Origin of the sequence: Lentzea aerocolonigenes, from assembly GCF_000955955.1 — a bacterium.
Lineage (GTDB): Bacteria > Actinomycetota > Actinomycetes > Mycobacteriales > Pseudonocardiaceae > Lentzea > Lentzea aerocolonigenes_A.
The window spans coordinates 29,246-52,919 of record NZ_JYJG01000003.1 but is presented as its reverse complement, the minus strand read 5'-3'; the positions used below and the strand labels follow the sequence as shown (position 1 = coordinate 52,919).

Annotated in this window: 21 protein-coding genes and 1 pseudogene; 7 read left to right on the top strand and 15 right to left on the bottom strand. The window is 69.5% G+C overall.

Annotated features, from left to right (window positions below; translation table 11 throughout):
• Window positions 1–102: 102 nt before the first annotated feature.
• Genes UK23_RS00705 through UK23_RS00680 form a run of 6 tightly spaced genes read right to left on the bottom strand, consistent with a single transcriptional unit; the run spans window position 103 to window position 4,349 of the window.
• On the bottom strand, window positions 103–1,077 hold the full coding sequence (locus UK23_RS00705) for an ROK family glucokinase (RefSeq protein ID WP_196777558.1): 975 nt from the start codon (window positions 1,075–1,077) through the stop codon (window positions 103–105).
• Window positions 1,077–1,439, bottom strand: coding sequence for a hypothetical protein (locus UK23_RS00700; protein ID WP_045309344.1), 363 nt, complete (start codon window positions 1,437–1,439; stop codon window positions 1,077–1,079). The genes UK23_RS00705 and UK23_RS00700 overlap by 1 nt, the downstream gene beginning before the upstream one ends.
• Before the next feature lie 13 nt (window positions 1,440–1,452).
• Window positions 1,453–2,661: an ArsA family ATPase gene (locus UK23_RS00695; protein ID WP_045309343.1), complete on the bottom strand. Its 1,209-nt coding sequence runs from the start codon at window positions 2,659–2,661 to the stop codon at window positions 1,453–1,455.
• Complete coding sequence (locus UK23_RS00690; protein ID WP_045309342.1) at window positions 2,658–3,098, bottom strand: SRPBCC family protein; 441 nt, start codon at window positions 3,096–3,098, stop codon at window positions 2,658–2,660. Before UK23_RS00690 ends, UK23_RS00695 begins: the two co-directional genes overlap by 4 nt.
• 23 nt (window positions 3,099–3,121) lie before the next feature.
• The gene (locus UK23_RS00685) at window positions 3,122–3,910 is read right to left on the bottom strand and encodes a metallophosphoesterase family protein (protein ID WP_196777557.1); all 789 of its coding nucleotides are present in this window, start codon (window positions 3,908–3,910) and stop codon (window positions 3,122–3,124) included.
• Window positions 3,911–3,968: 58 nt separating this feature from the next.
• Complete coding sequence (locus UK23_RS00680) at window positions 3,969–4,349, bottom strand: hypothetical protein (RefSeq protein ID WP_045309340.1); 381 nt, start codon at window positions 4,347–4,349, stop codon at window positions 3,969–3,971.
• A 98-nt stretch (window positions 4,350–4,447) separates the two neighbouring features.
• Between UK23_RS00680 and UK23_RS00675 the strand changes: the two genes are divergently transcribed.
• Window positions 4,448–6,244 carry an AMP-dependent synthetase/ligase gene (locus tag UK23_RS00675; protein WP_045309339.1) on the top strand — a complete coding sequence of 599 codons (1,797 nt, stop codon included), beginning with the start codon at window positions 4,448–4,450 and terminating at the stop codon, window positions 6,242–6,244.
• 260 nt (window positions 6,245–6,504) lie between these two features.
• Window positions 6,505–9,372 carry an AfsR/SARP family transcriptional regulator gene (locus tag UK23_RS00670; RefSeq protein WP_052684260.1) on the top strand — a complete coding sequence of 956 codons (2,868 nt, stop codon included), beginning with the start codon at window positions 6,505–6,507 and terminating at the stop codon, window positions 9,370–9,372.
• A gap of 363 nt (window positions 9,373–9,735) precedes the next feature.
• On the opposite strand, the gene UK23_RS00665 is transcribed toward UK23_RS00670, so the two are convergent.
• From UK23_RS00665 to UK23_RS00650, 4 genes are all read right to left on the bottom strand, one after another.
• A complete protein-coding gene (locus UK23_RS00665) occupies window positions 9,736–10,839 on the bottom strand; it encodes a glycosyltransferase family 4 protein (protein WP_082114315.1) in 1,104 nt (367 codons plus the stop codon).
• Between the two features lie 10 nt (window positions 10,840–10,849).
• Window positions 10,850–11,617 carry a hypothetical protein gene (locus tag UK23_RS00660; protein WP_156212612.1) on the bottom strand — a complete coding sequence of 256 codons (768 nt, stop codon included), beginning with the start codon at window positions 11,615–11,617 and terminating at the stop codon, window positions 10,850–10,852.
• A gap of 10 nt (window positions 11,618–11,627) precedes the next feature.
• Window positions 11,628–12,635 (bottom strand): C40 family peptidase, encoded by a 1,008-nt coding sequence (locus UK23_RS00655; RefSeq protein ID WP_045309337.1) that lies wholly within the window; start codon window positions 12,633–12,635, stop codon window positions 11,628–11,630.
• Between the two features lie 89 nt (window positions 12,636–12,724).
• Window positions 12,725–14,071: an NYN domain-containing protein gene (locus UK23_RS00650; RefSeq protein WP_045309336.1), complete on the bottom strand. Its 1,347-nt coding sequence runs from the start codon at window positions 14,069–14,071 to the stop codon at window positions 12,725–12,727.
• A 188-nt stretch (window positions 14,072–14,259) separates the two neighbouring features.
• Between UK23_RS00650 and UK23_RS00645 the strand changes: the two genes are divergently transcribed.
• Complete coding sequence (locus UK23_RS00645) at window positions 14,260–15,960, top strand: DEDD exonuclease domain-containing protein (protein WP_231114326.1); 1,701 nt, start codon at window positions 14,260–14,262, stop codon at window positions 15,958–15,960.
• Between the two features lie 144 nt (window positions 15,961–16,104).
• Here UK23_RS00645 and UK23_RS00640 read toward each other — a convergent pair.
• Window positions 16,105–16,790 (bottom strand): annotated as a pseudogene (locus UK23_RS00640) (MIP/aquaporin family protein).
• 158 nt (window positions 16,791–16,948) lie between these two features.
• Between UK23_RS00640 and UK23_RS00635 the strand changes: the two are divergent.
• A complete protein-coding gene (locus UK23_RS00635) occupies window positions 16,949–17,236 on the top strand; it encodes an Lrp/AsnC family transcriptional regulator (RefSeq protein ID WP_045309335.1) in 288 nt (95 codons plus the stop codon).
• Window positions 17,237–17,345: 109 nt separating this feature from the next.
• Here UK23_RS00635 and UK23_RS00630 read toward each other — a convergent pair whose 3' ends face one another.
• From UK23_RS00630 to UK23_RS00615, 4 genes are all read right to left on the bottom strand, one after another.
• On the bottom strand, window positions 17,346–19,010 hold the full coding sequence (locus UK23_RS00630) for a cytochrome b (protein WP_045309334.1): 1,665 nt from the start codon (window positions 19,008–19,010) through the stop codon (window positions 17,346–17,348).
• Window positions 19,007–20,134: a ubiquinol-cytochrome c reductase iron-sulfur subunit gene (locus UK23_RS00625; RefSeq protein ID WP_045309333.1), complete on the bottom strand. Its 1,128-nt coding sequence runs from the start codon at window positions 20,132–20,134 to the stop codon at window positions 19,007–19,009. Before UK23_RS00625 ends, UK23_RS00630 begins: the two co-directional genes overlap by 4 nt.
• A complete protein-coding gene (locus UK23_RS00620) occupies window positions 20,131–20,943 on the bottom strand; it encodes a c-type cytochrome (protein WP_045309332.1) in 813 nt (270 codons plus the stop codon). The genes UK23_RS00625 and UK23_RS00620 overlap by 4 nt, the downstream gene beginning before the upstream one ends.
• Window positions 20,944–21,004: 61 nt before the next feature.
• On the bottom strand, window positions 21,005–21,616 hold the full coding sequence (locus tag UK23_RS00615; RefSeq protein ID WP_045309331.1) for a cytochrome c oxidase subunit 3: 612 nt from the start codon (window positions 21,614–21,616) through the stop codon (window positions 21,005–21,007).
• Window positions 21,617–21,709: 93 nt separating this feature from the next.
• Between UK23_RS00615 and UK23_RS00610 the strand changes: the two genes are divergently transcribed.
• The 3 genes from UK23_RS00610 to trpD all read left to right on the top strand — a co-directional run bounded on the left by UK23_RS00610 (window position 21,710) and on the right by trpD (window position 23,623).
• Entirely contained in the window at window positions 21,710–22,099 is a 390-nt protein-coding gene (locus tag UK23_RS00610; RefSeq protein WP_045309330.1) for a hypothetical protein, read from the top strand.
• A gap of 66 nt (window positions 22,100–22,165) precedes the next feature.
• The gene (locus tag UK23_RS00605; protein WP_045309329.1) at window positions 22,166–22,576 is read left to right on the top strand and encodes a hypothetical protein; all 411 of its coding nucleotides are present in this window, start codon (window positions 22,166–22,168) and stop codon (window positions 22,574–22,576) included.
• A gap of 6 nt (window positions 22,577–22,582) precedes the next feature.
• Window positions 22,583–23,623, top strand: coding sequence for an anthranilate phosphoribosyltransferase (gene trpD, locus UK23_RS00600; RefSeq protein WP_045309328.1), 1,041 nt, complete (start codon window positions 22,583–22,585; stop codon window positions 23,621–23,623).
• Window positions 23,624–23,674: the final 51 nt, after the last annotated feature.

Genomic DNA, 23,674 nt, shown 5'->3' with positions numbered 1-23,674 from the left:
TGCAATGAGTCTTTTGCGGACGAAGACCAAAGTCTCATTGCTAAGGTGCAGGTCAGCGGCGGCGAAGGAACTGATATATCGGCTGGCAGGCGATATATCAGTTCAGGAGCGACGGGAGTTGTTCTTGGACAGCGACGTCGCCATCTCGCGGGCCAGGGTCGCGGCGCCCACGATTCCGGCGTCGTCGCCGAGCTGTGCGGTGCGGATCCGGGCCAGCGGGCGGTGGCCCGCGCCGGTCACCACGGAGGCGTAGCGCTCGCGGGCGTCGTCCATGAACATCGGCGCGGACTCCGAGACGCCTCCCCCGATGACGATCACCTCGGGGTCGTAGACGTCCGCCACCAGAGCGAGGCCCTCGCCGAGCCAGCGGGCCAGGTCGGCCATCGCGCGCTTGGCCAGCGGGTCGCCGTCGCGGGCCGCGCCGGCCACTCGGCGGCCCGTCACCGCGCGGGAGTCGCCGGCGGCTTCGCGGGCCAGCACGGTCGAGACGCCGGGGTGCTTGGCCAGCAACTCCACCGCGGTGGCCGACAAGGCCGTGCCGCTGCAGTAGCGCTCCCAGCAGCCGTTCTTGCCGCACGGGCAGGGGCGGCCGTCGGGGACCACGCGCAGGTGGCCCAGTTCGGGGGCCACGCCGTACGCGCCGCGGAAGACCTCGCCGTTCAGCAGTAAAGCGGCGCCGATGCCCGTGCCGATGGCCACCAGGACAGCGGTTTTGGCGCCACGTGCGGCGCCGAAGCGGTGTTCGGCCAGGGCGGCGGCATTCGCGTCGTGTTCCAGAACGACTGGCATGCCGAGGCGGTCGCTCATGCGGTCGGCGACGTCGGCCTGTCGCCACGCCAGGTGCGGCGCGAAACGGACCGTGCGGCGGTCGGACGCGATGAAGCCCGCCACGGCCAGACCGACGGCGTTCACGGCGTGGCGGTCCGCCACCTCCTCCACGGCCGCGACGATCGCGTCTTCAAGGGCGCGTTCGCCGGCGGGTGTGGGGGCGCGTGAGGTGTCCAGCACGGAGCCGCGCGCGTCCACGACGCCCGCGCGCACGCTGGTGCCACCGATGTCCACTCCGACGGTGAGCACTAGTCGGTCTTCCTGACGACCTTGATGTGCTGCACCCGCTGACCCGAAGGTTCCCCCGAAGACTCGTCGGCGCCACCGGACGGCTCAGGGGGCGGAGGCGGGGCACCCGGTTCGCGCAGGGCCGCGCGCAGCACCGCCACCAGACCGGCGGCGTGCTCGGCGGCCTTCGCGGCCAGTTCGGAACGGTCGCCACGCAGCAGCGCCACGCCGTTGCACAGAGGGCACCAGCCGCACGTCTCGGGCGTGTGCGAACCGTCGCCCGCGTCGGCCACCCGCTGCAGCCACGGCTGCATGCGTTCAGCTGCCGTGTCGATCAGCAGCCGAAGCTCCTCGGCGAGCTTTCCCGTGTTGTCCTGGGTCATCCAAAGCTCCTGATCAGCGCCAAAGCTTGGGGTCCGGGCGGAACCCCACCGTGACGCCACCCGCGTCCATCTCCGCACCGGTCACGATGCAGCGCTTCAGCAACGACGGCAGCGCCACGAGGCGACGCCTGCCGTCGATGGTCAACGCGAGGTCGTCGCCCACTCGCGCGAGGTCGAGGTCCGTGTCGTCGGCCAGCGGCAGCGCGATCCGCAGCGAGTATCGGGCGTCGAGACCACGCCCGCTGCCCGACACCTCCAGCAACGACTCCGACACGACGGCACCGGGCAACGGGTCCTCGGAGCCGTAGAGCTGCGAGGCGACCTCCAGCAATGCCGGCACGCCCACAGGCTCCGAAGCGCGGTGGTCGACCGTGCGGATCTCACCGATCCCGGTCAGCTCCGCCAGCACCGCGTCCTGCTCGTGCCGCCGCGTCCGCAACCAGGTGGCCGCGGCACCGCGCGCCGAACCGGGCGAAGGCACCAGCCGGTTCGCGATCACGCTGTCGACCCGGATTCCCTGCAGCGCCAACGCGGTCAGAGTCCGTCGCGTCTCCGCGGCCACGACCCGTTCCGGTGTCAGCACCAGCCGCACCGAGCACGACGAAGGATCCGAGAGCATCGTCCGCAAGGAGTCCAGCCGCTCGGCGAGCCGGCTCAGCGCGTCCGCCGTCGCGTCCCACTTCTCGACGGTCCCGGTACCCGCGACACCGGCCAGCAACCCGCGCACCACTCGCCGGTGCGTCGGGAAAAGCCTCTCCAGGTACCCCGCGAACGCTTCGGGCAACGACAGCAGCCGCAACGTCTCCGCGGTCGGCCCGCAGTCGACGACCACGACCTCCCACGGCCCGCTGGACGCCAGCCGCCGCACCTCCGCCAGCGCGAGCAACTCCTCGACGCCCGGCAGCACGGTGAGCTCCTCGGCGTCGAGCTCGTCGACCCCGGCGCCCGCGAGAACCGTCCGCAGATGCCCGCGCAGATCGCCCCAAGCCTCGTCGACGAGACCGCGCGGATCGATCTGGCACGCGAAAAGACCGCCCGCTGTGTCTACTTCGGACGGTGCTGCGCCCAGACGGACGTCGAGGGCGTCGCCCAGCGAGTGGGCGGGATCGGTCGACACCACGAGAGCCTTGCGGCCGTTCGCGGCCAGGGAGGCCGCTGTGGCAGCGGCCAGTGTCGTCTTGCCGACCCCGCCCTTGCCGGTGAAGAGCAGGACCCGGCTCAAGCCGCCTTCTCCGCGCGCTTCTTGAGCTCCTTGAGCGCGGTGTCGAGGATCAGCTTCTCGGCCTTGCGGCGGAACAGCCCGATCATCGGGATCACCAGCTGCACCGACAGCGTGTACGTCACCTTGGTACCGGCGCCAGACGGCTCCAGCACGTAACTGCCCACCTGCGCCTTCTGCATGGTGCCCTTGACGAGCTCCCACCTCACCGAGAGACCGTCGGCCGCCCAGTCGTACTTCAGGGTGTACTCGTCCTTCACGGGACCCTGGTCGATCGCGAACCGCACCTGCTGCGCACGGCCGTCGGAACCGGTGTCGAGAACCTCGACCTCTTTCATCCCGTTCGCCCAGTCCGGGTACGACGGGAAGTCCGCGATGATCGCCATGATCTTCTCAGGCGGAGCGTCGATGACGATGGACTGCGTGGACTCGTCGGCCATGAGTGAGGAGGTTACTCGCGTCTTTACCAGTTGAGGACGTGAGGCTTGCCGCTGCGCTGGAAGTGCCCGACGTTGACGCACTCGGTGTAGCCGATCCGCACCCGCCTGGCCAACGGCTGGTGCACGTGCCCGAACACCGACCAGCGCGGACGTTCGCGCACGATCTTCTCCAGCGCGGGCCGCGATCCCCATTCGGGACGGCGCGCCACGACGTCGTACGTCAGGTCCGGGACGGCCGGCGGGATGTGCGTGCACAGCACGTCGACCGGTCCCATCCCCTCGAGCGCGGCCGCCATGTCCTCCTCCGTCCGGAGGTACGGGAACCACGGCGCGTTGGGGTTGCGCACGAGTCCGGGCAGCATCAGCCCGCCGCCCGCGAACCCGAAACGCAGCCCGCCGATCTCCACCGCCTCGCCGTCGACGACGTGCACGCCGTCGCGGGCGAACTGCGGCCACAGGTGCGGACTGTCCACATTGCCCGGTGTCGCGTACGTCGGCGCGGACATCGCGGCGAACAGCGCGTGGTACTGCTCCAGCACCGCCTCTTCCACGACGGAACGGGCGTCCACGAGACCGTCCCAGAGGGACCGGATGTAGCCCGCCGTGTCCGCGCGCTTGGTGCCGCGTCTCAACTCGGCGAAGATCCCCACCTTCTCGGGCCCGAAAACGCGCCCGAGGATCCCCTTGGAATGGTCGTGGTAGTCGACGAAGTCGATCAGGTCGCCGAGCACGACGAGCGCGTCCGCCCCGTCACCGGCGCGCGCCAGCGCCTCAGCGTTGCCGTGCACATCCGAAACCACGTGAACCCGCACGGCTTCCAACCTAGTTCACCGGGGCGGAAGTGGTTTCTGAGACGCACGTCAAGCAAGATCACCCGTGCGGCGGGCAGCCAGCGGGGCGACCGTCCTCCAGAGTCAGCTTCAGGCCCAGAGCAACGGACTTCGCGGCGAGCTGCCGGCGTTGCACCTCACGAAGCGCGGTGCGCGGGGTGAAGGAACCGGCCGGCGGATCAGCGCGGAGGAAGAAGTGCACCAGAGTGCCGTCGAGCATCGGCTCGAGCCAGACCTCCATCGTGCCGACGAGCGCGCCGCCGACGGTCCAGCGCAGTCCCTCGTCGCCGCGGTCGGCGTAGACGTCGAGCTCGAGATCGGGCCAGAAATCACGCCACGACGATGGCGCGGCGAAAGCGGCGGCGACCACGCTGGGTGGCACTGCCAGGAAAGTCTCGTCGACGACGTCCACACTGGCCATGGGGTCAAAAGGTAACGGAAGGGCGTACCAACCTTTGTATCGCCGGAATCACACGCTAAGTTTCCCCGCGAGTAACAAGCAAACGTACGGAGGTTGACGTGCGCGAGTTCAGCGTCCCCGCCACGGCCGCGGTGGCTCCGGAGGAGAACCTCACCGACATGGTGTGGGCCAACGCGGAGCGCTTCGGCAACGCCGTCAGCTTCCGCCGGCAGATCGACGGCACCTGGGTCGACATCACGGCGCGTGACTTCGCCGCCCAGGTCATGGCGGTCGCCAAGGGCATGATCGCCGCGGGCATCGAGCACGGCGACCGCATCGGCCTGGTCTCCAAGACCCGCTACGAGTGGCAGCTGCTCGACTTCGCCATCTGGGCGGCGGGCGGCATCACCGTGCCGATCTACGAGACATCGTCGGCGGACCAGATCGAGTGGATCCTGTCCGACTCCGGCGCGAAGGCGGTGTTCGTCGAGACCTCGGCGCACCGCCAGTCGGTCGACGACGTCGTCGGCTCGCTGCCCGAGCTGCGCCACGTGTGGCAGATCGAGGGCGCGGCCGCCGCGGTCGACGAGCTGACCGCGCTGGGCGCCGAGATCACCGACGAGCAGGTGCACGAGCGCCGCGGGCAGGTGCAGGCGGACGAGACGGCGACGCTCGTCTACACGTCCGGCACCACGGGCCGGCCCAAGGGCTGCACGCTGACGCACCGCAACCTGCTGTCCGAGGTGCGGTCGGCGCTGACGCGGTTCCCGGAGATCCTCACCGCGGGCAACTCGCTGCTGGAGTTCCTGCCGCTCGCGCACATCCTTGCGCGCGCTCTGGCGCTGGCGTGCGTGTACTCGCGCGCGACGCTGGGCCACACCGCCGACGTGAAGAACCTCGTCGCGGACCTGGGCCAGTTCCGGCCGACGTTCGTCGTCGCGGTGCCGCGCGTGTTCGAGAAGGTCTACAACGGCGCCAAGCAGAAGGCGCACGCCGGCGGCAAGGGCAAGATCTTCGACGCGGCGGAGGCGACGGCCGTCGAGTACTCGTCCGCGCTGGACAACGGCGGTCCCGGCCTGGTGCTGCGGGTCAAGCACGCGGTGTTCGACAAGCTGGTGTTCGCGAAGCTGCGCGGTGCACTGGGCGGCCGGGCGATCGCGGCGGTGTCCGGTGGCGCGCCGCTGGGTGACCGGCTGTCGCACTTCTTCCGCGGCGCGGGCATCCCGGTGTACGAGGGCTACGGCCTGACGGAGACGTCGGCGGCGGCGTGCGTGACGTTCCGCGGCCAGGAGAAGGTCGGCACGGTCGGCCTGCCGGTGCCCGGCACGTCGGTCCGGATCGCGGACGACGGCGAGATCCTCATCAAGGGCGACATCGTCTTCACCGGCTACTGGAACAACGAGGCCGCCACCAAGGAGGCCCTCGAGGACGGCTGGTTCCACACCGGCGACATCGGTGAGCTCGACACCGACGGCTTCCTGAAGATCACGGGCCGCAAGAAGGAGATCATCGTCACCGCCGGTGGCAAGAACGTCTCCCCCGCGCAGCTCGAGGACCGCATCCGGGCGCACCCGCTGATCTCGCAGTGCATGGTCGTCGGTGACAAGCAGCCGTTCATCGGCGCGCTGATCACGATCGACCCGGAGTTCTTCCCGTCGTGGAAGGAGTCGCACGGCAAGCCGGCGTCGGCCGAGGTCCCCGATCTGATCGAGGACGCGGATCTGCTGGCCGAGATCCAGGCCGTGGTGGACGAGGCGAACAAGTCGGTGTCGAAGGCGGAGGCGATCCGCAAGTTCCGGGTGCTGCCGATCGACTTCACCGAGGCGGGCGGCGAGATGACGCCGTCGCTGAAGTTGAAGCGCTCTGTCGTGGCGACGACGTACTCGGCGGACATCGACGCCATCTACGCGAAGTAAGAGGGTGTGATGCGCGAAAGGCCCAGGAGCTGAGAGAGAGCTCCTGGGCCTTTCGACCCCCAGCGATCGTGATCCGCAGGGCTTCTGCGGAACCCGAGAAGTTTGTTGCCCCGGCCCCCCGACCGGGACGTGTAGAAGATTGCCAAACGACGCTGACGTATCGCTGACGCGCCGATGTCACTCGGCGACAGTGCGCGACTCCGGGCGCAACTAGGCTGTCCGGTACAGGGGGATGATCCGGCTCGCGCGAAGGGAAGGCAATGACTTCGGGTCCGCAGTTCCGGCTGCTCGGCCCGTTGGACGTGCGTCTGGACGGCGCCTCGGTGGTGCTTCGCGCGGGCAAGCACAGGGCGTTGCTGGCGGCGTTGCTGCTGCGGCCGAACCGCGTCGTTCCCGTGACGGAACTCGTCGAGCACCTGTGGGGTGACGCACCGCCTGCCCGCACTCGTGGGACGTTGCAGACGTACGTGATGCGGCTGCGGGCGGCGCTGGGTGATCCGTCGCTGATCCAGACCGCGGCCGACGGCTACCGGATGCGGGTCGACCCGCTGGCCGTGGACGTGCACCGGTTCGCTGACGCTGCTGCTCGTGGACGGGCGGCTGCCGCGGCGGACGACCTGGTCACGGCGCGGAAAGCGTTTGCCGAGGCGCTGGAGCTGTGGCGTGGTCCGGTGCTGTCGGACGTGCCGTCGGAGACCTTGTACGCCGAGAACGCGCCGCGGCTGACCGAGCTGCTGATGAGTGTGCACGAGCAGCGGATCGACGTGGAGCTCGCGCTGGGCAACCACGCGGACCTGGTGCCGGAACTGTTCACACTGACGCGGGACCACCCGTTGCGCGAGCGGTTCTGGGCGCAGCTGATGCTCGCGCTGTACCGCAGCAGCAGGCAGGCGGAGGCGCTGGAGGCGTTCCGGCAGCTCGACCGGACCCTGGACGAGCAGCTCGGCATCGATCCGTCCGGTGAGCTGCGGGCGTTGCACCAGGCGATCCTCGTGGGAGCGCCGTCGCTGGCCGCTCCGGTCGCCGAGCGCGAGCCGGAACGCGCGCCCGCGTCGCCGATGCGGCTGCCGGACGACATCGCTGACTTCACCGGGCGCGTGGAGCACGTGGAGCGGATCTCCGGGCTCATCACCGGCGGGTCGGTGCCGATCGTGACGCTGGCGGGACAGCCGGGCGTGGGCAAGACGACGCTGGCCGTGCACATGGCGCACCTGCTGCGGGACAGGTTCCCGGACGGGCAGTTGTACGTCGACCTGCGCGGCTACTCGCTGGGGCCGCCCGCGGACGAGATGGACGTGCTGTCGCGGTTCCTGCGCGCGCTCGGGGTGCCGCCGGACGAGATCCCGCCGGACGCCGACGAGCAGAGCACGATGCTGCGCTCGCTGGTCTCGGGCCGGCGGATGCTGCTGGTGCTGGACAACGCTTCCGCGCCGGACCAGGTGCGGCCGTTGCTGCCGGGGACCGCGTCGTGCCGGGTGATCGTGACGTCGCGGGACGACCTGCGCGGGCTGATCGCGATGAACGGCGCGCGGACGGTGCCGGTCGACGTGTTCGCTCCCGCCGAGTCCGCGGCGTTGCTCGGCCGGCTGCTGGGTCCCGGTGACCACGCCGAGCTGGCCTCCCGGTGCGGGCACCTGCCGCTGGCGTTGCGGGTGGCGGCGGCCTATCTGGCTGGGCGCGGCGACGTGACGATTTCCGGTTCGCCGATCGAGCTGGCCTACGCGGCGCTTCCGCCGGCGCCGCAACGGTTGTTCCGGTTGCTGTCGCTGGTACCCGGCCCGGACTTCACCGCGGAGGCCGCCTCGGCTCTGGCCGATGTGGACGCCGAGGGCCTGCTGACGGTGCTGGAGATCGCCCAGCTGGTGGTTTCGCTCGCGCCGGGCCGTTTCCGGTTCCACGACGAGCTGGTGCGTTACGCGGCGGCGTTGCGCGAGGAGTCGGACACGCCGGCCGAGCAACAGCTGGCCTGGACGGTCCTGCTGAACCACTACCTGCGCGGCGTCGAACGCTGCGCCGAGTTGCTCTACCCCGGCATCGTGCGGCTGCCGACGTCCTCCACCGGCCCCGCGCCCAGGATCACGACCTCCGCCGAGGCGCTCGCGTGGCTCGACGCGGAACGCCCGAACCTGACCGCCGCCATCCAGCAGGCCGCCGAGCACGGTCCGGCCCCGATGGCGTGGCAGCTGGCCGACGCGCTGCGCGGCTACCTGTGGATCGGCCAGCACGTCGGCGAATGGCTCGCGACCGCCCACCACGGCCTGCAGGCGGCGGTCGCGTCCTCGAACCACCCCGCAGAGGCCGCCATGCACGCGAACCTCGGCACCCTCTACCTGCGGCTGGGCGAGTACGCGTTGTCGGTCGAGCACCACAACCAGGCGATCGAGCTGTACCGGGCGCTGGGCGACAAGGACGCCGAGGCGAGCGTGCTGAACAACCTCAGCCTGGTGCACCGCCGCTCCGGACAGCTGACCGAGGCGAAGGAAGCCCTGGTCCGCTGCCTGGCGATGCTGCACTCGGCCGACAGCATCAGCACCGGCCTCTACAACCTCGGCCAGCTGTCCGTGGAGCTCGGCGAGATCGACGGCGCCGTCGACCACTTCTCCCAGGCCCTCGCGCTCGCCCCGAACGCCGACAGCCACACCTACCTCGGCATGGCGCTGCGCCTGCAGGGACGCCTCGGCGAGGCCCGCGACCACCTCGACCGCGCCCTGGAGATCGGCAACGTCCCGGCCGGCGAGGCGGAGACCCTCGAGAACCTGGCCGCCCTGGAGCTCGCTTCCGGCAACCCCCCGGCCGCGCTGTCCCTGGCTTCTCGCGCGCTGTCCCTCGTCGCCGACGGCGGCGACCCGCAGGTGGCGACCTCGGTGCGGATCACGCTCGGCGACGTCCGCCGCGCCCTGTCCGACTTCGACGCCGCCGCCGAGCTCCTCGGCCAGGCCCTCGCCACGGCCCGGCGCATCGGCTACGCGTCCGGCGAGGTCCGCGCGCTGATCGGACTGGCCGTGGTGTGGCGCGATCTCGACCGCCATCCCGAGTCCCGGTCCGCCGCTGACGAAGCCGCACGCCGCAGCTCGGAACTGGGCTTGCGCGCCTTGGAAATCCGGGCCCGCGCACTCATCCAGCCCTGACCGATATCCAATATGCAGGACACCACCGATATCCGATGTATCGCTTCATGACAACGTTGTCATATGCAGCGCAATATCCGATATATCGCATACCAGCTGAATCCGGCCTATCCGATGTACTCAGCGCACCGCCGCCGCACACGACCTGCATACAGGCGGCCGACTGCTCGTCGACGGCCTGCTCACAGCGGATGCAGCTTGCATACAGCGGATGGAATACAGCCCGAGCACAAGCCGTGGGCGCGGACACAGCGGCGACTTGCTGTATACAACGCCCATACCGTTGCCATCGCACGCATATTTCGGCCGCGCAAATTCCGCTCACATCGGGCGCAGCGTGATATATCGCGTATTGGATACGGCTCAGCCGATGAGGCCTTCGAGGCGGTGCGCGAGCTGATCCCACCGCCAGTGGTCGCTCACCCACTCACGTCCGGCGCGTCCCATCTTGGCCGCCATCTCGGGATCCGCGAGCAACATCGCGATCCTCTCGGCGACGTTCTCGACGTTGAGCCCATCGACGACGTTGCCGGTGATGCCGTCGCGAACGGTCTCCGGCGCGCCGCCGGACCGTCCGGCGATCACGGGCAGCCCGGTCGCCGAAGCCTCCAGGTAGACGATGCCCAGCCCCTCGACGTCGAGACCGCGGCCACGGGTGCGGCACGGCATCGCGAAGACGTCGCCGGCGTTGTAGTGCGCGGGCAGTTCCTCCCACGGCACCGAGCCGGTCAGCACGATGTCACGCGAGCCGGCCGCCATCTGCTCGAGCGTCCCCCGGTACGGCCCGCCACCGACGATCAGCAACGCCGCGTCCGGCACCGTGCGCTGGATCAGCGGCAGGGCGCGGATCAGGACGTCCTGTCCCTTGCGCGGCACCAGGCGCGACACGCACACGATCACCGGCCGGTCGCCCAGCCCGTACCGCTGACGAATCTCGGCCCGCGCGGCGGGATCCGGGCGGTAGAGATCGGTGTCCACACCGGACGGCAGGTGCTCCAAGGCCGCCATCGGCCCGAACGCCGCCGCGAACCGCGAACGGGTGTAGCGGCTGACGTACGTCACGACGTCCACACCGGACCCGATCGCCCGCAACGCCTGCCGCGCCACCGGCAACATCGACCAGCCGACCTCGTGCCCGTGGGTGCACGCCACCGCGCGGCTCAACCCCAGCGACGGCGCCAGCAACGCCAGCGGTGCCGCCGCCCCGAACCACGCCGCCTCGCACGACTCAGCGCGGGCGATCTCACGAGCACGCCGGAGCACATCGGGCGTCGGCAGCATCAGCGACGTCGGATGCCGCACCACCGGGAAAGGCTGCGCCGCGTCGAACTCCGCCGCGCCCTTCCACTTCGGCGCGTACACGACGAGGGAGTCCGCGGGCAGCCGTGTCGCCAACGCGTGCAGGTAGGACTGGATGCCACCGGGGCGAGGCGGGAAGTCGTTGGTCACCAGCAAGGTTCGGCGCACGAACCCAACGCTATCCGATGCTCGACCGCAGGAACTCGCGCCAGCCCGCCACGTCGACCGCCCCCAGCTCCACAGCGGACCGAGAAGCGTGCTGCAGGAAGAAGTCGACGACGCCCCGCTCCCCCAGCTTCGACTCCAGGTAGACCATGATCGAGTACGCCTGCTGGTAAGCCAGATCACGCCCCGCACCACTGAAGTCGGTGGGCAGCGCCGAGACACTGGACGTGAGCAACGGCGCGGCCTGGCGCAGCGACAGCCCGAGCCCGTGGAACGCCACCCAGTCCGCGAACCCCTCGACCAGCCACAGCGGCGCCGAGTCCGACGTCAGGTCGCGCGTCGCCACGTGGGTGATCTCGTGCCGCAGCAGCACACGCAACTCCAACGGAGTCAACGCCGCCGCACGCACCCTATTGAGCACCACGCGCTGCCCGGAACCGTCACGAATCGCGATCCCGGCCATGTCCGCGAACGCCGGTCCGACGAGCGACACGAGCTCGGTGTCCGAAGCCGGAATCACGACGTCGACCCGTCGCGACCAACTGATATCCAATATATCGGCTACACCCGACACCGAGTCGTCCAACACACCCAATGCACGTCCAGCGAGTTCGCCATCACAAGAACTGCTGGTCACGGTGCCGGACGACGCCGTCAGCACCGCTTCCTTGCAATGAACAGTTTCCGTCGGCGGCAACTCAACAGGCCGCATTGCAACGGTCAGGCCCAGCAGGAACGTCATGGCGACCGTGATCGCCAGCAACGGCCTGAGGTGCTTCACCGGCGCAACGCTAGCCCTCGATGCGCCGAATCACCGCGATGGGCCCGATGGCGTCGATCGGCGCGATCTTCACCGGCTGCCCCTCAGTGGAGGCGTGCACGGCCCGCATGTTGTCGACAGCCATCGCGACGTGCGACCGGCTCGAGTAGTAGACGATCAGGTCGCCCGCACGGACCTCGCCGCGCGTGACCACCCGCCCCACCGCAGCCTGCCCACCGGACGTGCGCGGAATGTTGAGCCCCGCGGACGCGTAGGCCTTCATCGTCAGGCCGGCGCAGTCCCACTGGTCGGGCCCGGTCGAGCCGTAGCGGTACTCGTCCCCGCGCTGCGCCAGTGCGAACGCCAGCGCGATCCCGGCCGTCCCCGCGGGCACGCTGACCGCGGACCGGTCGCCCGGATCCCGCAGCCGGTTCACGACCGGCGCGGGCAGCCGCGTCAACGCGGCACGCACCTCACTGATCTGCGCCTGCAGCGCGCGGCTGCGCCCGTCGAGGTCGGCCTTCAACCGCTCGGCCGCCGAAGCGGCCTCGGCAGCACGAGTGCGCGAGTTCTCCGCCGCCTGGTGCGCCTGACGCGCCTTCTCAACGGCGCCCGACAGCCGGGCCAGCGAGTCGGCCTTGTCCGACGCCAGGACCCGCATCATCTCCAGGCGGTTCAGGAAGTCCTGCTGGGAGTCCGCGACGAGCAGCGCCGACAGCTGGTTGAACCGCGCACCCTCGAACGACGCCTGGGTGATCAGGTCGACCTGGCCGCGGTAACCGTCCTCGTCGGACTTCGCCTGCCGCTCGATCTGCTGCGCCGCCGCCACATCCACCGAGGCGCGTTCGAGCTCGGCCCGACGCAGGACCAGATCCTCCTGCGCCCGCAGGACTTCCTCGTTGAGCTTGGTCGCCTGCGCCGTCAGATCGGCGTACGCGCGCGCCGGATCAGCCGGCTGCGCGGCGAACGACACGGCCGGCAGAGCACCGAAGAACAGGGCGGTAACCAGAACACCGCGGGTGAGTTTGCGCGACGACACGCCGCCGATCCCCTTCGCGAGAACAAGACCGTCAAGATCGAGCCCGAAGACCGAGCCGAAGATCGATTCCGGGTCAGGCTACCGGGTGTTCAAACGCGCCCGAGACGGGCCAGCAACACAGCGGACGGCACCGGGTGCGCGCCGCGACGTCGCACCGAGTCGGCGACCGCGCGATCCGACGTCACCACCACCACAGGACGCCCCTCGGGCTCCGCGGTGACCAGCGCACGAATCACGTCATCTGCCAGAACACCAGGATCGCTGAAGAGCACGCGCACGCCCCGTGGAGCCGCCGCGGGCACGGCCACCACCCCAGCGCCGTCGAACACCAACGTCACCTCAGCCCCCGTGCGCGCGGCGAGCACCGCCAGCTGATGCACGAGCCGATCACGCTGATCCGACAACGAAAGCTCTGGGTAACCGGTCTTCGTGACGTTGTAGCCGTCCACCACCAGGTGCACCGCGGGCAACGCCAGCAGCCGGTCCAGCGCCGCCGGGTCCTCCACGCGCCCAACTGCCCCCTGCGACGCACTGGCACCCCGCACGAGGTCGGCAGGACGCGGCCCGGTGCCACCACCCAACGCCAACTCGCGACGCAAACCCGTCACGGCACCGTCGAGCGTGTCCACGAGCAGCGCGAGCCGCACCTCGTCCGCCTGCCGGGCCTCCCGCGCGGACTGGCGGGCCACCTCGGCATCCGCGATCGCCCGCTGTGCCTTGCCGCGCTCGGTCTCCGCGCGTTCCCGCTCCCGGTCGCGTTCGGCGGTGAGGCGCTTGACCTCCTCTGCCGTACGCACCTGGATCTTGTCCACCTCGGCGGCCGCGGCCTCGGCGGCGTCCTTGGCCTCGCGCAGCTTCACGCCCTGCTCCCGCAACCGCTTGCGCAGGCGTTCCAGCTCGATCTCGGCATCCGCGCGGATCCGTTCCGCCGCACCGTCGAGCTGGCTGCGCTCGGCCTTCAGCCGTTCGAGCTCACCTTCGAGCCGTTCCGCCCGCACCACGGCGGCATCCCGCTCGGCCCGCAACGTCGCGTCGCCGACCCGTCGCGACACCAGCTCCACGTAGTGCGGCGCGACGTCGTCACCGGTCAGCACCGCCGCCGCGGCCGCCGTCACCGGGTCCGGCGACGTCACCTCGAGCGTCGACGGCCGGTTCTTGCCCAGCCACTCCACCACGGCCGTGCGGAAGTTGGCCGAGTTCCGCAGGCCCGCGACGACCTGCGCGCCACCCAGCCGGGCCCGTTTCGTCGGCGCGAACTTCGCCACCGGCCGCAGATGCTGCGGCACGTCGACCTTCGCCATCTCGCCCAACGCGTCCGCACCGAGCTCCGCCAGTCTCGCCCGCAACGGCTCCGGCAGGGCCGCCCAGTCCACAGTGGACTCATCTGCGGACTCGCCTGCCTCCTCGGCAGGCTCGTCGAACTCGGGCTCGGGCATCGGGTCTGGCACCCCAACAGGCTAGAGCCCCCGTGCCTGAGCAGCGCACGGACATCTCCGGCCTCCGGAACAATGATCTGGAAAAGGATCAGCACCGGCGCTCGACGACCCCTGCAACCGCAGGTCAGCACCCCTGCGAACGACCGAGCGCCGAAAATTGTCAGACCCCGTCGCTACCGTCCCACATCGTGACCGGTCAACTGTCCTTCGACGAGCTCGGTACGCCCCTTCGCGACACCACGTTCGTCGTTTTCGACCTGGAGACGACGGGCGGGAGCAACGAGGAGGACGCCATCACCGAGATCGGCGCGGTGAAGATCCGCGCCGGCGAGGTGCTCGGCGAGTTCGCCACCCTCGTCGACCCGGAACGCGGCATCCCCGTGCAGGTGGCCCAGCTGACCGGCATCACGCAGCTGATGGTCACGGGCGCGCCGAAGCTGGACACGGTGCTGCCCGCGTTCCTGGAGTTCGCGGCTGGAGCGGTGCTGGTCGCGCACAACTCGGGTTTCGACATCAGCTTCCTCAAAGCGGCCTGCGAACGGCACGGCTACCGCTGGCCGAAGCCGTCGGTCGTCTGCACGGTGAAACTCGCGCGGCGCGTGCTGAGCCGCGACGAGGCCCCGTCGTGCCGCCTGTCCGCGCTGGCCGACCTCTTCCACACCACGACCCGGCCGACCCACCGCGCCCTGGCCGACGCCCGCGCGACCGTCGAAGTGCTGCACGGGCTGCTGGAACGCGTCGGCAACGTCGGCGTGCACTCACTCGAAGAACTGCTGGCCTACCTCCCGGAAGTCACCCCGGAGCAACGCCGGAAGCGCTCCCTGGCCGCCCACCTGCCGTCCAAGCCGGGCGTCTACCTCTTCCGCGGCCCCAAAGAAGAGGTGCTCTACGTCGGCACCGCTTCGGACCTCCGCCGCCGGGTCCGCCAGTACTTCACCGCCAGCGAGGGCCGCCGCAGACTCCGCGAGATGGTCGCCCTCGCCGTGCGCGTGGACGCCGTCGAATGCGCTCACCCGCTGGAAGCCGAAGTGCGCGAGTTACGCCTGCTGCGGGCCCACCGCCCCGCCTACAACCGCAGGTCCAAGAACCCGCACCACGCCTGGTGGCTCGTCCTGACCGACGAGGCGTTCCCGCGGCTGTCGCTGGTCAGAAACCCCCGCGACGGCGCCCTGGGCCCCTTCCGCACGCGCCAGACAGCCGAGTCGGTGGCCGACGCGTTGCTCGACGCCGTCCCGCTGCGCTCCTGCACGATCAAGATCCCGGCGACGAACCAGCGCGCCTCGCCCTGCGCACTGGCCGAACTGGGCCGCTGCCAAGCCCCGTGCGCGGGCCGCCAGACCGTCGAGGAGTACTCCCCGGCGGTCGTCGCCGTCCAAGACCTGGTCGTCGGCCGCAGCGCCGACCCGTTGCGCAGGCTCATCACCCAACTGGGCGGCCTCGCCTCAGCCGAGCGCTTCGAGGAAGCCGCCCGCCGCCGCGACCGCCTGGCCGGCCTGGTCCGCTCACTGGACCGGGCCCAACGCCTGGCCGCCCTCGCCGCACTCCCCCAGCTCGTCGCCGCCCGCCCGGATCGCGAAGGCGGCTGGGAGTTCTCGGTCGTCCGCTACGGCCGCCTCGCCTCAGCCGGAGTCGCTCGCCGCGGCACCCGCCCGATGCCGGTCGTCGACGCCCTCGTCGCGTCGGCGGAAACCGTCGTCCCCACGGCCGGTCCCCTCCGCGGCGCCCCTCCGGAAGAAACCGGCGTGGTCCTGCGCTGGCTCGACCAGCCGGGCACCCGCCTCGTCTACGCGGACGAACCCTGGTCGTCCCCCGCCGGCGCCGCAGCGGCCTGGGTCCCGTGGGCCGAGCAAGCCGCGGGCGCCCGCCCCTTGCACGACCGCTGGAGCTGACCCACCGAGCCCCGCCGATATATCAGTTATGCAAAAAACGTTTGCGGACGTCCGCAAACGTTTTTTGCATGAGGCAGGGTTTGAGCAGGTCAGCGCGGGTGGGGCGAACCGATATATCAGTTGGGATGTCGACAAAGAGACGAGTTAGCGAGGGCTGGGGACGTTCAGGTGGCGGGACGTGGAGGTCCTCAGGGCGTAGAGGCCGGCCGCCAGGACGCCGCCGAAAACAGGGGCGATCAGGTACACCGGCAGCAGGTTCCAGGCCGGGTCGCCGCCCGTGAAGGTGAGGACGACGTCGGGGCCGAACGTGCGGGCGAGGTTCACCGAGGCGCCCGCGACGGGACCGAACGCGAGGATCTGGGTGGCGAGCGCCAGGCCGATCCCGACACCGTGCAGACCGCGAGGGGCACCGGGGTTGACGGCCAGCGCGAAGACGGCGGTCACGAGGATGAACGCACCGAGCGCTTCGGCGGCGAAGGCCTGAGTCGCGGTGACACCGGAACCGAAAGCAGTCACGCCCAGACCCGCTTCAAGAGCCCGAGAGCCGTGCACGACGTGAACCAGCGAAGCAGCCAGGACGCCGCCGACGAGTTGTGCGCCGACGTAGCCGGCACCTCGCGCCACGGCACGCGACCGGACACCGCGAGAGCGATGGTGACGGTCGGGTTGAAGTGCGCGCCGGAAATGGCGCCGAACGCGTAGATGCCGGCCATCAACGCGAGCCCGTGGGCCAGCGCGACGATGAGCAGACCGGACGGTTCGTTGCCCGCGGCGACCACGGATACAGCGGCGGAGATTCCGAACAGACAGAGGATGGTCGTACCGGCCACCTCGGCGATCAGCTTGCGTGCGAACACGGGTTCACCTCGAAGACAAAACCGGGAATGAGGGGACCCACGCTCGCAGCGACGTCCTCACGCCAGCGATAAGCCGGTAGGGCAGACTACGAGTGCTTTAGTTACCCGTGCTGAGACCAGAGGAGGACAGCGTGGTCACCGCCATCGTGCTGATCCAGGCCGCCGCCGAACGCATTCCCGAGGCAGCGCAGGAGATCGCCGACATCGACGGCGTCACCGAGGTGTACTCCTGCGCAGGTGACGTGGACCTGATCGCGCTCGTGCGGGTGAGCAAGCACGAGGACCTGGCCGCGCTGGTGCCCGGCAAGATCAGCAAGGTCGCGGGCGTGCTGAACACCGACACGCACATCGCGTTCCGCAGCTACTCGAAGCGAGACGACGAGGCGGCCTTCGCCATCGGCCTGGATGACGCCCAGTAACCACAGCAAGGCCACGATCAGAGCAGCCGCGGAAATCATTCGGCGCAACTGACGTAACGAAAAGCCCCCGTGAAGGTTCACGGGGGCTTTTCACAGTTCTAGAACGAGATCAGGCCTTCGGGTCGGACGGCTTGCCCGCGAGCTCGCCTGCCCTGTCCTCCGCGCTGATCTCCTCGGCGACGTGCTTCTTCGCCCGCGCGTTCTCCAGGGCCACGGTCTCCTCGACCGGGTCCGGGGACCACGTGCTGCCGGCGACCGGGTGACCGGCCGAGCCGAGCTTGTTCATCTTCTTCGGCACCGACGCGCCCTGGTAGGCGAGCGGGAGCGGGTGGCCGTGGTCGTCCACCGGGCCGAGCGGCTGGTGGATCTCGATGAACTCACCGTGCGGCAGGCGCTTGATGATGCCGGTCTCGACACCGTGCTCGAGCACCTCGCGGTCGCCGCGCTGCAGGCCGATGCAGATCCGGTACGCGATGAAGTACGCGATCGGAGGCAGGACCAGCATGCCGATGCGGCCCATCCACGTCGTCAGGTTCAACGAGATGTCGAACTTGTACGCGAAGATGTCGTTGCCGCCCATGAGCAGCAGGACCATGAAGTACGTGATCGCCATCCAGCCGAGCGCGGTGCGGACCGGCACGTCGCGCGGGCGCTGCAGCAGGTTGTGGTGCGCGTAGTCCTTGGTCATCTTCTTCTCGATCCACGGGTACACCGCCGCGATGCCGGTCAGCAGCGGCAGACCGAGGATGAACGGCAGGAACGGCGCCGGGATCGTGTAGTTGCCCAGGTAGAACTCCCACGCGGGCCAGATGCGGACCAGGCCGTCGGTCCAGCCCATGTACCAGTCCGGCTGCGAGCCGGCGGAGATCTGCGCGGGGTTGTACGGGCCGAAGTTCCAGATCGGGTTGATCTGGAAGACGCCACCCATGATCGCGATGACACCGACGACGATGGCGAAGAAGCCACCGCCCTTGGCCGCGAACACCGGCATGATGCGGACGCCGACGACGTTGGTCTCCTTGCGGCCCACGCCAGGGAACTGCGTGTGCTTCTGGTACCAGACCAGCGCGAGGTGCGCCGCGATCAGGCCGAGGATGATCGCCGGGATCAGCAGGATGTGCGCGGTGTAGAGCATCGGGATGATGTTGGTGCCGGGGAACTCCCCGCCGAACATCAGCCAGTTGATCCAGGTTCCGACGACCGGGAACGAGATCAGCAGCGCCGCCATCACGCGCAAGCCGGTGCCCGAGAGCAGGTCGTCCGGCAGCGAGTAGCCGAGGAAGCCCTCGATCGCGCCGAGCATGAACAGCACGATGCCGATGACCCAGTTGATCTCACGCGGCTTGCGGAACGCGCCGGTGAAGAAGATCCGGAACATGTGCACGACGATCGCGGCCATGAACAGCAGCGCCGCCCAGTGGTGCACCTGGCGGACGAACAGGCCACCGCGCGTCTCGAACGAGATGTCGAGCGTGGACGCGAACGCCCGCGACATCTCGATGCCGCGCAGGTTCTCGAACGAGCCGTTGTAGGTGACCTCGGTCATCGACGGGTCGAAGAACAGCGCGAGGTACGTACCGGACAGCAGCAGCACGATGAAGCTGTACAGCGCGATCTCACCGAGCAGGAACGACCAGTGCGTCGGGAAGACCTTGTTCAGCTGTTTGCGCAGGCCAGAGGCCGCGTGGTACCGCTCGTCGGCAGCGTTGGCCGCCGCCCCTGCGACGCGCGCGGCGGCGTTGGCCGGCTTCGTCGGCGTGGTGATGGCACTCATGACTTCCGCTCCCAGAACGCCGGACCCACAGCCTCGATGAAGTCGCTGCGGGCAACCAAGTATCCCTCTTCGTCCACAGTGATCGGTAGCTGGGGAAGAGGACGGGTCGCCGGGCCGAACCGCGGCTTGGCGTACTCGAACACGTCGAACTGCGACTGGTGGCACGGGCAGAGCAGCAGACCGGTCTGCTGCTCGAACAGCGAGGTCGGGCAACCCAGGTGCGTGCAGATCTTCGAGTACGCGAACAGGTCGCCGAAGTTGAAGTCTTCCTGACCGGCGCGCTTGGTGACCGCCTGGTTCGGGCGCAGGCGGATGAGCATGACCGGCGCGTCGGCCCGCTTGAGGGCCGCGACCAGCGCGTGCTCGTCGTCGCGCTCCGACTCGCGGAACGGGAACACCGTCTCGAAGCCGCCGGGCTCGACGTCCTCGGGACGCACCAGCGAGACCTCGTGGAAGTTGCCGGTGTGGCGACGCAGGTAGACCTTCTCGCCCTTTTCGGCCTTCCAGCCGGTGTGCCACAGCGAGGCCTTGGTCTCGCTGTCCGCGTGCGGGTTCTTGATCAGCGCGCCCAGCGGGACGGCCGCCACGCCCAGACCGAGCACACCGGCGCCGAGGCCCGCGGTGCGCTTGATCAGGCTGCGGCGGGCGATGCCGCTGCGGTCACCGGCGTCGGCGAGTTCGGCCACCAGGGTGGCGCGGTCAACCTCGGCCGACGGACCGTCGTGGCGCTGCTGCACCGCGATCTCGTCCGGGATGAACTTCTTGGTGTAGAGCAGCGCGCCGACGCCCAGGCCCACCACCGACAGGCCCAGGAACAGGCCGATCAGCGGGTTGTAGAGCATGTGCAGCAGGTGACCCTCTTCGTTCGAGGGCGCCTCGTACTGCCACGGCCAGAACAGGAACACGCCGAGGAACGCGAGACCCGACAGCGCGGAGATCATGAACCACGTCGCGACGACGCGCTGGGCACGACGCTCGGCGCGGGTGCCGGAGACCGGCCACTTCTCCTCGTAGTGGACGAGCTCGACGCCGTCCATCTTCGTGCCGAGCTTGACGAGGTCGTCCCGGCTCATCTCCGCGAGCTCTGCCTCGCTGGGCAGCTCGGTCGGCTTGTCGCCGCTCATGCCTTGGCTCCGATCCAGAGGGTCACGCCGATGAGCGCGGCGATGCCCACGATGAATGCGATCAAGCCTTCCGAGACGGGTCCGAACCCGCCCAGGGGGTTACCGCCGGAGTTGTTGTTCCCGTCGGTCACCGACTTGACGTACGCGATGATGTCTTTCTTCTCTTCCGGCGTGAGCTGGCGCTCGCCGAACTTCGGCATGTTCTGCGGGCCGGTCAGCATCGCCGTGTAGATCTGCTCCTCGGTCACCCCGTCGAGCGTCGGCGCGAACTTGCCGGACGACAGCGCGCCACCACGACCCGTGAAGTTGTGGCAGCTCGAGCAGTTGAGGCGGAAGAGCTCGCCACCACGCGCCGGGTTGTCTCCGCGCAGGGCCTCACCGGACTCGGAGGGCTTCTTCGGGCCCTCGCCACCGTTCGCGGTGATGTAGGCCATCAGCGCGCTGATCTCCTCGGCGGAGAGCTTCGTGGGCTTGCGAGTGGCCTGCGCCTCCTGCCGCGCCATGGGCATGCGGCCGGAGGAGGTCTGGAAGTAGACCGCGGCGTCGCCGACGCCGATCAGGCTCGGCCCGCGGTCCTTGACACCCTCGAGGGACTTGCCGTGGCAGCCCGCGCAGGTGTTCAGGTAGATCTGCTCGCCCTGGCGGACCAGGGCGTCCTGCTGCTGCGCCTGGGCGGTCTGGGCAGTGGGCGCGAACGCGGCGAACAGCATGCCGGCGCTCAGCAGGCCGAAGCCCAGGGCGAGCAGTCCGGCGACCCGGCGGCGCAGCTTCGTGCGGGCGCCGCGCGGGCGTTTCGTCGTGGTGGTCATGGTGTGCGGCAACCCTTGCTGTCAGTTCGGGAGCTCGTGGCTTGGCTGCGTGCCGGCTGGGTCAGGGCACGATGTAGATGATGGCGAACAGGCCGATCCACACGACGTCGACGAAGTGCCAGTAGTACGACACGACGATCGATGCGGTGGCCTGTGCCGGCGTGAACTTGCTGAGCTTCGTCCGGATCAACAGGAAGACGAACGCGATCAGACCGCCGATGACGTGCAGGCCGTGGAAGCCGGTCGTCAGGAAGAAGACGGTGCCGTAGGCCGACGAGGGGATCGTCGTGCCCTCTTCGACGAGGGTGAAGTACTCACCCGCCTGACCGCCTACGAAGATCGCGCCCATGATCAACGTCACGATGTACCAGCGACGCAGACCGAAGACGTCGCCGCGCTCCGCCGCGAACACGCCCCACTGACAGGTGAAGGACGACGCGACCAGGATGATCGTGAAGACCGCCGCGTAGGGGACGTTGAGGTGCGTGGGAGGTGGCGGCCAGTGCTCCGCCGTGTTCTGGGCCTTCACCGTGAAGAACATGGCGAAGAGGCCAGCGAAGAACATGAGCTCGCTGGACAGCCAGACGATCGTGCCGACGCTGACCATGTTCGGGCGGTTCAGCGAGTGCACGCGCTGGCCGATTGAAGGCGCTGCCGTGGTCACGCGCAGCATTATTGCCTGCGGAATTTCCGTCCGCCCATCGGGTCCTGCGCGGATCATGGGTCGGCTGGGTCACACAGCCGGTGACTGGGAGGAGATCAACGGATGGGCTTGCTGGGCCGATTGCGGGAACTGCTGGGCCGACGTGACGAACCCTCGTTGTCGATCGACGATCCGGCGCTTGTCGTGGTCGTCGAGGCGTTCGACATCGTCGAGGCGGATTCGGCCGTTTTGGCCCGTTCCCCGCAGTGGCGTGCCGACGAGCTCGCGGTGCTCCGCCACCATGTGCGCATACCGTCTGAACAGGTAGAACGCGCGCGAGAGCTACTAACTCCGGACGGTTGGGTGCTCGTCGCCGGTGATATATCGCATATCAGTCGCGTGCAGAAGCTGGACGCGCTGCACTGTGCTCAGGAGCGTTCGCGGATGGCGTCACTGGCGCAGCGGCTGGGAGGCGAAGCCCTGGGGTGGGACGCCCTGCAACCGGCCCGATAACATCGCGGCGACCTTGGTCACTTTTCTTCAGGACCGCAGTCAGCAGTAGCAGCGGAGGATCGTGAGATGAGCACGCAGACCACGAAGATCCTGGTGTTCAGCCACCGGCCCGAGGTGCGTGAGACGATCATCACTGCCGTCGGCCGCCGCCCGGCGCCGGATCTGCCGCGCGTCGACTACGTGGAGGCCGGTGCGATCGCCGACGTCCTCTACGAGGTGGACAACGGCACCGTCGACCTGCTGATCCTCGACGGCGAGGCGCAGCCGACCGGTGGCATGGGCCTGTCCCGGCAGCTCAAGGACGAGATCACGAACTGCCCGCCGATCGTCGTCGCGGTGCGCCGCAAGGACGACCGCTGGCTCGCGACCTGGTCGCAGGCGGACGCGGTGCTGGTGCACCCGCTCGACCCGCTGGCCGCCGCCGAGACCGTGGCCGAGGTGCTGCGGGGCTCGGCGCTTCCTGTCGTCAAGGGCTGACACCCCATGAGCGACCGCACCTGGCCTTCGCTGCTCAACAGACTTCTCGACGGCGTCGACCTGACCGCCGACGACACGTCCTGGGGCATGGACCAGGTCATGTCGGGCGAGGCGACGCCCGCGCAGATCGCGGCGTTCATCGTCGCCTTGCGCGCCAAGGGCGAGACGCCGGAGGAGATCGACGGCCTCGCCACGATGATGCTCAACCACGCCCGGCGGTTCGACGTGGGCGTGCGGGCGACCGACATCGTGGGCACCGGCGGCGATCATTCCGGTTCGGTGAACATTTCGACGATGGCCGCGATCATCACGGCCGCCGCCGGTGTTCCGGTCGTCAAGCACGGCAACCGCGCGGCGTCGTCCCAGTGCGGCACGGCGGACGTGCTGGAGGAGCTGGGCGTCGCGATCGACCTGCCGCCGGACGGCGTGCGGGCGACGGTGGCCGAGCTGGGCATCGGTTTCTGCTTCGCGCCGGTGTTCCACCCCGGCTTCCGGCACGCGGGCCCGGTGCGGCGCGAGATCGGCATCCCGACGTCGTTCAACCTGCTCGGCCCGCTGACGAACCCGGCGCAGCCCTCCGTCGGCCTGATCGGCTGCGCGCGGGCTGCCGCGGCGCCGCTGATCGCCGGGGTGTTCGCGCGCCGTCGCAACACCGCTCTGGTGGTGCGCGGTGACGACGGCCTCGACGAGATCACCACGACCACGACGACGTCTGCCTGGCTCGCCCAGGACGGTGTCGTGCGCACGGAGACGATCGACCCGGCCGTGCTCGGGGTGAAGCCCGCGCGCGAGGAGGACCTGAAGGGCGGCGACGCGTCCGTCAACGCCCAGGTGGTCCGCGACCTGGTGGCCGGCAAGACGGGTTCGGTGCGCGACGCGGTGCTCGTGAACGCGGCCGGGGCCATCGCGGCGCACGGCGGGTTCTCCGACGACCTGCACGCCGACCTGACGGCCTCGCTGAGCCGCGCGGCCGACGCCATCGACTCAGGCAGGGCGGCCTCGTTGCTGAGTCGCTGGGTGGAGCTCTCAACAGCCCTGAAGGGGTGATTCGGTCACGCGTCGTCGTCGACGCGTGACCGTGCTCGCACGGCCGCCGCA

Bases quoted from the DNA above. Each gene is read 5' to 3' on its own strand.
- UK23_RS00700 (WP_045309344.1), bottom strand. From the start codon at position 1,439: ATGACCCAGGACAACACGGGAAAGCTCGCCGAGGAGCTTCGGCTGCTG.
- UK23_RS00690 (WP_045309342.1), bottom strand. From the start codon at position 3,098: ATGGCCGACGAGTCCACGCAGTCCATCGTCATCGACGCTCCGCCTGAG.
- UK23_RS00680 (WP_045309340.1), bottom strand. From the start codon at position 4,349: ATGGCCAGTGTGGACGTCGTCGACGAGACTTTCCTGGCAGTGCCACCC.
- UK23_RS00670 (WP_052684260.1), top strand. From the start codon at position 6,505: ATGACTTCGGGTCCGCAGTTCCGGCTGCTCGGCCCGTTGGACGTGCGT.
- UK23_RS00650 (WP_045309336.1), bottom strand. From the start codon at position 14,071: ATGCCCGAGCCCGAGTTCGACGAGCCTGCCGAGGAGGCAGGCGAGTCC.
- UK23_RS00630 (WP_045309334.1), bottom strand. From the start codon at position 19,010: ATGAGTGCCATCACCACGCCGACGAAGCCGGCCAACGCCGCCGCGCGC.
- UK23_RS00625 (WP_045309333.1), bottom strand. From the start codon at position 20,134: ATGAGCGGCGACAAGCCGACCGAGCTGCCCAGCGAGGCAGAGCTCGCG.
- UK23_RS00620 (WP_045309332.1), bottom strand. From the start codon at position 20,943: ATGACCACCACGACGAAACGCCCGCGCGGCGCCCGCACGAAGCTGCGC.
- UK23_RS00615 (WP_045309331.1), bottom strand. From the start codon at position 21,616: ATGCTGCGCGTGACCACGGCAGCGCCTTCAATCGGCCAGCGCGTGCAC.
- UK23_RS00610 (WP_045309330.1), top strand. From the start codon at position 21,710: ATGGGCTTGCTGGGCCGATTGCGGGAACTGCTGGGCCGACGTGACGAA.
- UK23_RS00605 (WP_045309329.1), top strand. From the start codon at position 22,166: ATGAGCACGCAGACCACGAAGATCCTGGTGTTCAGCCACCGGCCCGAG.
- trpD (WP_045309328.1), top strand. From the start codon at position 22,583: ATGAGCGACCGCACCTGGCCTTCGCTGCTCAACAGACTTCTCGACGGC.